The organism is Polaromonas sp. (genome assembly GCF_030682935.1).
Taxonomy (GTDB): Bacteria; Pseudomonadota; Gammaproteobacteria; order Burkholderiales; family Burkholderiaceae_C; genus Polaromonas.
Map to the genome: position 1 here is coordinate 1 of NZ_JAUXNA010000098.1, position 7,770 is coordinate 7,770.

Here is a 7,770-nt window from a genome sequence, read left to right on the forward strand (position 1 = left end):
ACAGGCCGCTTTTCAGGTGCCCGGCAGGCCGCAAAAAGCCTGAGTTCACGACAAGTTTCACTGCACGAGCGCTTGGTGTCGGATGGAGGCCCTGCGATGCATTGACCGCGTTTGATCCAGCGCAACGCCGCTTGGGCCAGCCCTTCCTACAGTGAGGTTGCGGAATTTTGAAAGCCGCCATGTCGACGACCTTCAATGCGCAACGCGATGCGTGCCGCCAAATAACCACGAAAGGGAGATTCATGAAAACAGATGCTCAACTACAAAAAGACATCCTTGCCGAGTTGGCCTGGGATCCCGCCATCAACGCCACAGACGTCGGCGTTATCGTCAAGGACGGTGTGGTGACGCTGACCGGTCACCTCACGAACTACGCGGAGAAGTATGCCGCCGAGCGCGCCGCGCGCCGGGTCAATGGTGTGAAGGCGCTGGCGGTCGAAATCGAGGTGCGGCTCTCCCCATCCTACAAACGGAGTGACTCCGACATCGCGGCGGCGGTGCAGCGCGCCATCGACTGGAACGTCGTCATACCGGACAACTGCATACAGCCGATGGTGGAAAACGGCTGGATCACCCTGAACGGCGAGCTCGAGTGGCACTACCAGCGCAAGGCCGCCGAGCGCGCGGTGCGCGATCTGTTCGGTGTCGTTGGTGTCACCAATCTCATCAAGGTCAAACCCAAGGTAGCGTCCAGTGATATCGAAAAAAACATCAACGATGCGCTGGTGCGGCAAGCCGAACGGGAAGCCAGGAAGTTGCAGATCGAGGTCGAGGGCTCCCGCGTCACGTTGAGCGGAAAGGTTCACTCGTGGGCTGAACTCAGGGCGGTCCAGGGCGCAGCTTGGGCCGCGCCTGGCGTCTCGATGGTGGAGAACAAACTCACGGTTGAAGCTTGAGCGCGGCACTCCTGCCGGACGGAAATCCGGCAGCGGCAGGAGTAGCCAGTCGCTGCCCCACCGGGAAAAGCAGCATCATCACTGCAGTGCCCGGGGCCGAAGCGCCGGAACCAGGTCAGGGCCGCGTCGTTATTTCGGAGGGAATGGCACGCGACTCGAACTGCGTCTGGCAGACAATACAGCGCGCCGCCGAAGGCGTTGCGGCCAGGCGCTGGAGATCGATGGGCTGGGCGCAATCGATGCAGGTGCCATAAGTTCCGTCGTTCAGCCGAACCAGCGCCGCACGCACATCGGCAAGCTCCTTGCGATCGCGCTGCACCTCGGCATCTTGCAGCGTCGTACGCTCACGCTTGCTCGCCTGGTCTTCCAGATCGTTGACGTCCGTGGCGGCAATACCGGTCGCGGCTGCCGCGTCGATGGCGGCTTCCCGCGCTGCGCCTATTTCGGCAAGCAGTTCGGTCTCCCTTGCAAGCAACCAGGCTCGCAACGGCGTGAAGGGATTTTCAGTAGAGGTGTTCATTCTGCAAGGATGTTCTTTCCCCCAAGGAAACAGCTTGATCTGCGTCAATAGCCTTGCGTTAGCGGCTGCGGAACTCGACTGCAGGCCGGCGCAGGCAGGTCCATGCGCTCAAACCCGCAAAAGCCAGCGCGCGTGCAATGCAGCTACATCCACAGCGTCGTCGGTGACGACCTGCAGCGCGATGGCGCGTTCCCCATCGTCCAGGGGCTCGTGGTCCGTCACCTGGTGTTCCAGTACCTTCACATCGGCCTCAGAGGCGTCGTTGCCACCAAGATTGCGAGCGGCCAAGCGTTGGCGCAGCTGCGCTTCGCTGGCCTGGCAATGCAGGATCGAAAAGGGCACGCCCAGCTCGTCTGCCAGCGCCTGAAACGCATGGCGCTCGGCACGCTTCAAAAAGGCGGCATCGACGATCACCGGATAGCCCGCCTGCAGGGCGGTGCGCGCGCACGCCTTCAGCCGATCGAAGGTGCGCCGGGTCGCCTCTGGCGTGTAAATGTCCACTGCATGGTCGACAGAACGCTGCAGGGCGTCAAGGCCGAACAGCCGCTTGCGTTCGACGTCCGAGCGCAAGCGGATGGCGCCGGCTAAAGCCAGCAATCGGCCAGCCAGCGTCGATTTTCCCGACCCGGACAGGCCGTGGGTAATCAGCAGGCGCGCCGGACCGCCGGCCGTCAGCGCCAGTTGCCGTGCACAGGCCAGGTAGTCGGGACTGGCGGCCGGTGAAGCCGTGCCGGTCACCTGCAATCGGACGCGTGCCACCAGCGCCCGCACCAGGGCCCGATACACCTCGTAAAACCGCAGCACCCGCACGCCCGCATAGTCGCCACTGTGCTGCAGGTAGGCATCGATAAAGCCAAATGCCAGATCGCTGCGGCCGTGCGCCTTCAGGTCCATGGTCAAAAAAGCCACGTCGCTCATCACGTCGATCCAGCGCAAGGCGGGATCGAATTCAAGGCAGTCAAAGGCGGTGACCTCGTCACCGATCAGCACCGCGTTGGCCAGATGCAGATCGCCATGGCACTCGCGCACCGAATCCGACAGGCGCCGCGCTGGCCAGGCCTGTTGCAAAGCAGGCATCTGGACATTGACCCAGGCGCGCACTTCATCGAGGTATGGGGAATCCCCCCCGGCTTGCAGTTGCTGCAGCACTTTGAGCACAGGCTGCACCGCCTGCGCCACGGCATCGCCTGGTGACGCGGGCGGCGCCACCGAAGCGTCGCGATGAAAGTCGGCCAGCCGCCGGGCCAGGCGATCAAGGTGCGCTGGCAGCAGCTCCCCTGCCGCCAGCCGTTCGCTCAGCAGGGCGCCTGGCGCAAAGCGCTGCATGCAGACGGCGTAGTCGATAGGCGCGCCGCCATCCCCGACACCCCCAACTTCCCCAATATGCGGCGCCTGCGCTGTGCCGCACACTGGCACCACGCCCAGGTAGAGCAAAGGGGCCAGACGCCGGTTGAGGCGCACCTCCTCTTCGCAAAAATGCTTGCGCAAGGCCAGCGTACTGAAGTCGACGAAGGGCAGGCGAAGCGGTTTTTTCAACTTGTACGCCAAGCGATCGGTGAGCAACACCCAGGAAATATGCGTTTCCTGAAGTTCCACCGGCTGCCCGGTGTCGGCCTGCAGGCGGGTGCGCAGCGCATCGATCAGGGTGCGTTCTACCGATTCCGGAGGAGCAATAGCGGGGTCCATGGCGGCAGTCTACGCCAGCCCAGCCTCGCGTTGAGGGCTTGCCCGGTCGCCGTCGCTGCGAACACGGTCCATACAGTGCGGCCACTTGATCCAGCGCAACGCCGTGTGCATCGGAAGGCCTAAAGTAAATGATCAAAAAACCAAGGGGAGACACACAATGAGCGAGGTTCTGGTGGTTACCTATTCGTACACAGGCACCTGCCGCCAGCTGGCGCAATTGCTGTGCAGCCAGCAAGGCTGGCCGATGGCAGAAATCGGCGAGCGTAGTCGGCGCAGCGGCCTGCAAGGCACAGCGCGCTGCCTGCTCGACTCCTGGCTGCACCGGCGCCCGTCAATTCAGTACGACGGCCCGCCACCCAGCCAATTCGATGCCGTGGTACTGGTGTCGCCCATCTGGGCCTATCGCCTCGCCGGTCCCATGCGCAGTTTCGTGGCCATGATGCGCGATCAATTGCCCGATGTTGCCGTGGTGTCGGTGATGGGAAACAGCGGCGCGCCGAACGCTGTCGCAGAAATAGGACAACTGCTGGGCCGCTCACCCATGCTGAGTACCGCGTTCACCACGCGCGAAGTTCAGGACGGTAGCTGCGCTGGCTGGCTGCAGGCTTTTGGCACTGCCATACAAAAAGCCGAAGACTCGCAGGCCGTGGTACGCCCAGCCACTTGGTCGCCACAAGCGGCCTAGCACGACGCCAGCGCAAATTTCGGCAGATTTCAACAAGGCCAGAGCCATCCCATGCCCATCGTCAACGCAGACGTCGCCGCCGTCTTCAACGAGATCGCCGATCTGCTTGAAGTGCAAGGCGCCAACGCCTTTCGCGTGCGGGCCTACCGAAACGCAGCGCGCATGCTGAGTGAACTCGGCCGCAGCGTCAAAACCCTGGTGGACCGAGGCGAGGACCTCGACGCACTTCCGGGCATAGGCCAGGATCTGGCCGGAAAAATCACTGAAATCGTGGCCACCGGCACCTGCGCACAGCTGGAACGTCTGCGCAAGGAGTTGCCGCCGGCCATCACAGAACTGCTCAAAATTCCTGGACTGGGCCCCAAGCGGGTGCGTGCGCTGCATCAGGAGCTGGGCATCCAGACGCTTGAGCAACTGCACCGCGCTGCCGAGCAGGGACATGTGCGCGCAGTCCATGGATTCGGACCCAAGACGCAGCAGCACATCCTGCAGGCTACCGCTGCACGCCTTCAGCAAGGCCATCGCTTCAAACTGCTCATGGCCGCCCAGGTGGCCGAAGCGCTGCTGGCGGAACTGGCGGCGGTGCCGGGCGTGCAGCAGGCAGTCGCCGCTGGCAGCCTGCGGCGTCAACGCGAAACCGTGGGTGACCTTGACCTGCTGGTGACAACGCAGCGAGGCAGCCCCGTCATGGACAGCTTCACAGCCAGCCCCGACGTGCGCGAAGTGCTGTCCAAAGGCAGTACCCGGGCCAGCGTGGTGCTCAGGAACGGGCTACAGGTCGACCTGCGCGCCGTGGCACCGGCAAGCTTTGGTGCAGCCTGGCTGTACTTCACAGGCTCGAAGGCGCACAACATCGCACTGCGCAAACTGGCACAGGACGCCGGCTTGAAGCTGAACGAGTATGGCCTCTACCGGGGCGACGAGCGCATCGCCGGCGACACGGAGGCGTCCGTTTACCAGGCACTCGGCCTGCCTTTCATGGCGCCAGAGTTGCGCGAGGACCGCGGAGAAATCGACGCCGCGCGGGCGCATCGCCTGCCCATGCTGGTGCAGCTGCCCGACTTGCGCGGCGACCTGCATGCGCATACCCGGGAAAGCGACGGCCACGACAGCCTGGAGGCGATGGCCGAAGCCGCCCGAGCGCGTGGCCTGCAGTACCTGGCCATCACCGACCACTCGCAGCGCCTCGCGCTGGTTCACGGCTTGGACGCCGATCGACTCGCACGCCAGATTGACCGCATTGACGAACTCAATGCCGGGCTCAGCGGCATTGTGCTGCTCAAGGGCGTGGAAGTTGACATTCTGGAAGACGGCACGCTGGACCTGCCCGATGCCGTGCTGCAGCGACTGGACCTGGTGGTAGGTGCCGTGCACCACCGGTTCGACCTGCCCCGCGACCGGCAGACCGAGCGGCTGCTGCGCGCCATGGACCGCCCCTGTTTCAGCATCCTGGCCCACCCCACGGGACGACTGATCGACGAGCGCCCCGCCAGCGACATCGACCTGCCGCGTGTGATCCGCAAGGCCCGAGAGCGCGGCTGCTTTCTGGAACTCAACGCGCATCCGGCGCGGCTTGACCTGACCGACCTGGCCTGCCGGATGGCCAAAGACGAAGGGGTGCTGGTCAGCATCGCCTCCGACGCGCACAGCACCCTGGAACTGGACAACCTCCGGTTCGGTATCGGCCAGGCACGCCGCGGCTGGCTGGCGTCACCCGACGTGCTCAACACCCGCACGCTGCAAGCACTGCGGCCTCTGCTGGACAGGACCATGAGCCGCGGCGCGCGCATTCGCGAGCACGCAGCAAGCGGTCAACAAGCGCTCGCAACCCCGAGCACACCCTGAAAAGACTACCCAAGGAGAAGAAAATGAACATCGGATCACTCTGCAAGCGCGAGGCCGTCACCATAGAGTACGACATGAGTCTGCACCAGGCCGCCCAGCGCATGCGTGATGAGCATGTGGGCGCACTCGTGGTGACCGGCACTGGCCCCGAAGGCCCCGCCGCGTTGGGCGTCGTGACGGATCGCGACCTCGCGATTGAAGTTCTGGCGCGCGGCCGCGACGGCGCCAGCGTGAGCGTCGGCACGCTGGTCAGCGGCCGGCTGGTGGCCGTCCCCTACGACGCCACGCTGTCCGATGCCATCGCGGCGATGGAAGGTGAAGGCGTGCGCCGCCTGCTGGTCACCGGGCCGGAACAGGAGCTCGTCGGCATTGTGTCGATCGACGACCTGATTGATGTCTGGGCCGGCGACATGGCACGCCTGGCGCAGTCGCTGCGCAAGGCGCGCGAACGTGAAATGCGGGGCTGGCTACCCGCCATCGATATTGAGGGGGTTCCGCTCATTCCTGGCGACATGGCGTAAGTGTGTTCATCGCAGCGGGACGAATAAGACGCTGAAGGGGGATGCCGGGTACGTCCGGCCAGATGAAGCATCACACGCCCCGGACACCCGCCGGCCCTGTCACGCGAACGGCAAGGCCGCCCAGTTCCGCTGAAGGGGCGACCTGCACATCCAGTTGGTGCACCGCTGCAATGCGCCGCACGATGGACCAGCCCAGTCCGCTACCGCTCTCAAGGCTGCCCATGACCCGGAAAAAGCGCTCGCCAAGCCGCTGACGCTCGGCCTCTGCCAGGCCCGGCCCGCTGTCTTCGACGCTCAAGACCACCTGCCCTTCCCGCAGCTCAACGGCCACCTTGATGCGCGCCGACGGAGGGCTGTAGCGCACCGCGTTATCCACCAGATTGCGCACCAGCACGGTCAGCAGTGTCTCGTTACCGGGAATGCAGCAGGACTCGGCGGCCTCGAACTCCAGGGTTTGTTTTTTCCCGACCGCTTTCGGCGCCAGGTCGGCCACGACCTGCCGGGCCAGCGCGCTCAAATCAACCGCCGTCATGCCGGGCACGGCAGTAGCTTCCAGCCGGGACAGCGTCAACAACTGCTCCACCAGCCGCGTGGCGCGGTCACAGCCGTCCAGCGTGCCTTGCAGCGCATGCTTTCGCCGCGCATCGTCGGCTTCGCCAAGCGCCACCTGCGCCTGGACGCGTATCGCCGCAATCGGCGTGCGCAACTCGTGCGCGGCATCGGCCGTAAAGCGGCGCTCGGATTCCAGCAGCGTGCCGATACGCTCGAACAGCCCGTTCAGCGCATCCACCATGGGCGCCATCTCCGAGGGGGCGTCGTCAAGCCGTACCGGGTTCAGCGCCAGCGCCTGGCGCTCAGCCAGTGCACGCCCAAGCCGGCGAATGGGCGACACACCGCGGTACACGGCCCACCACAGCGCCACCGCCAACAGGGGCAGCGCCATGGCCATGGGCCACAGTGTGCTGCGCAGCACAGCCCACAAAATGGAGTCACGGGAACTCGTCTGCTCGCCCACGTACACCTGCACGTCGCGCTCGGCGCCTGCGGCGGCAAAAACGCGCCACGTATTGCCCTCAATCTGCAGGGTTTCAAACCCGTTTTTAAAATGCTTTTTGGTGCCCACCATAGGCGCAACCGGTGCATTGGCCGAACGCAGTGCCAGCCTGTCCTCGTGAAAAACCTGGAACGCCACCTTGGGCGCGTAGCGATGCAGGGTGGGCGCATCGATCACGTCATCGTCATCGGCTTCCATTTCTTGCGCCTGCTGCACCACCAGCAGCGCGGCCGCCTGCGCGAGGTGGCCATCGAGCAGTTCGTCAAGTTCGTGGCTCACGTCAAACCAGGTCATCACCGCCGTGACCAGCCAGACGCCCACCACAACGGAAAGCACCATGACCAGCAGCCGCCCTTGCAGCGAACGCGGCGACCTGATCATGATTTAGGCGCGCCCCGCACCAGCATGTAACCCACGCCGCGCACCGTGTGGATCAAGGCGCTACCCAGCTTGCGGCGCAAATTGTGGATATGCACCTCAATCGCGTTACTTTCGACCTCCTGGCCCCAGCTGTAGAGCTGCTGCTCCAGTTGCTCGCGCGACAGCACGCGGTTGGCGCTAAG

General features: G+C 64.5%; 9 protein-coding genes. 4 read left to right on the forward strand and 5 right to left on the reverse strand.

Annotated elements, in window-relative coordinates:
- The coding region (locus Q8K05_RS04065) for a hypothetical protein (RefSeq protein ID WP_305245245.1) at positions 1 to 244 on the reverse strand (244 nt) is incomplete at its 3' end.
- Here Q8K05_RS04065 and Q8K05_RS04070 point away from each other — a divergent pair.
- Positions 243 to 896 (forward strand): BON domain-containing protein, encoded by a 654-nt coding sequence (locus tag Q8K05_RS04070; RefSeq protein ID WP_305245246.1) that lies wholly within the window; start codon positions 243 to 245, stop codon positions 894 to 896. The genes Q8K05_RS04065 and Q8K05_RS04070 overlap by 2 nt on opposite strands.
- Before the next feature lie 115 nt (positions 897 to 1,011).
- Here Q8K05_RS04070 and Q8K05_RS04075 read toward each other — a convergent pair whose 3' ends face one another.
- Positions 1,012 to 1,416, reverse strand: a complete 405-nt coding sequence (locus Q8K05_RS04075) for a TraR/DksA family transcriptional regulator (protein ID WP_082709068.1) — start codon at positions 1,414 to 1,416, stop codon at positions 1,012 to 1,014.
- Between the two features lie 108 nt (positions 1,417 to 1,524).
- Entirely contained in the window at positions 1,525 to 3,102 is a 1,578-nt protein-coding gene (locus Q8K05_RS04080; RefSeq protein ID WP_305245247.1) for a bifunctional aminoglycoside phosphotransferase/ATP-binding protein, read from the reverse strand.
- A 157-nt stretch (positions 3,103 to 3,259) separates the two neighbouring features.
- Between Q8K05_RS04080 and Q8K05_RS04085 the strand changes: the two genes are divergently transcribed.
- Genes Q8K05_RS04085 through Q8K05_RS04095 form a run of 3 tightly spaced genes read left to right on the forward strand, consistent with a single transcriptional unit; the run spans position 3,260 to position 6,153 of the window.
- Complete coding sequence (locus tag Q8K05_RS04085; protein ID WP_305245248.1) at positions 3,260 to 3,787, forward strand: flavodoxin; 528 nt, start codon at positions 3,260 to 3,262, stop codon at positions 3,785 to 3,787.
- Positions 3,788 to 3,838: 51 nt separating this feature from the next.
- Complete coding sequence (gene polX / locus Q8K05_RS04090) at positions 3,839 to 5,632, forward strand: DNA polymerase/3'-5' exonuclease PolX (protein ID WP_305245249.1); 1,794 nt, start codon at positions 3,839 to 3,841, stop codon at positions 5,630 to 5,632.
- A gap of 23 nt (positions 5,633 to 5,655) precedes the next feature.
- Positions 5,656 to 6,153 (forward strand): CBS domain-containing protein, encoded by a 498-nt coding sequence (locus Q8K05_RS04095; RefSeq protein ID WP_305245250.1) that lies wholly within the window; start codon positions 5,656 to 5,658, stop codon positions 6,151 to 6,153.
- Between the two features lie 70 nt (positions 6,154 to 6,223).
- On the opposite strand, the gene Q8K05_RS04100 is transcribed toward Q8K05_RS04095, so the two are convergent.
- Together Q8K05_RS04100 and Q8K05_RS04105 are read right to left on the reverse strand one after the other, a co-directional pair.
- On the reverse strand, positions 6,224 to 7,588 hold the full coding sequence (locus tag Q8K05_RS04100) for an ATP-binding protein (protein ID WP_305245251.1): 1,365 nt from the start codon (positions 7,586 to 7,588) through the stop codon (positions 6,224 to 6,226).
- A partial coding sequence (locus tag Q8K05_RS04105) for a winged helix-turn-helix domain-containing protein (RefSeq protein ID WP_305245252.1) occupies positions 7,585 to 7,770 on the reverse strand: 186 nt, incomplete at its 5' end. The genes Q8K05_RS04105 and Q8K05_RS04100, both read right to left, overlap by 4 nt.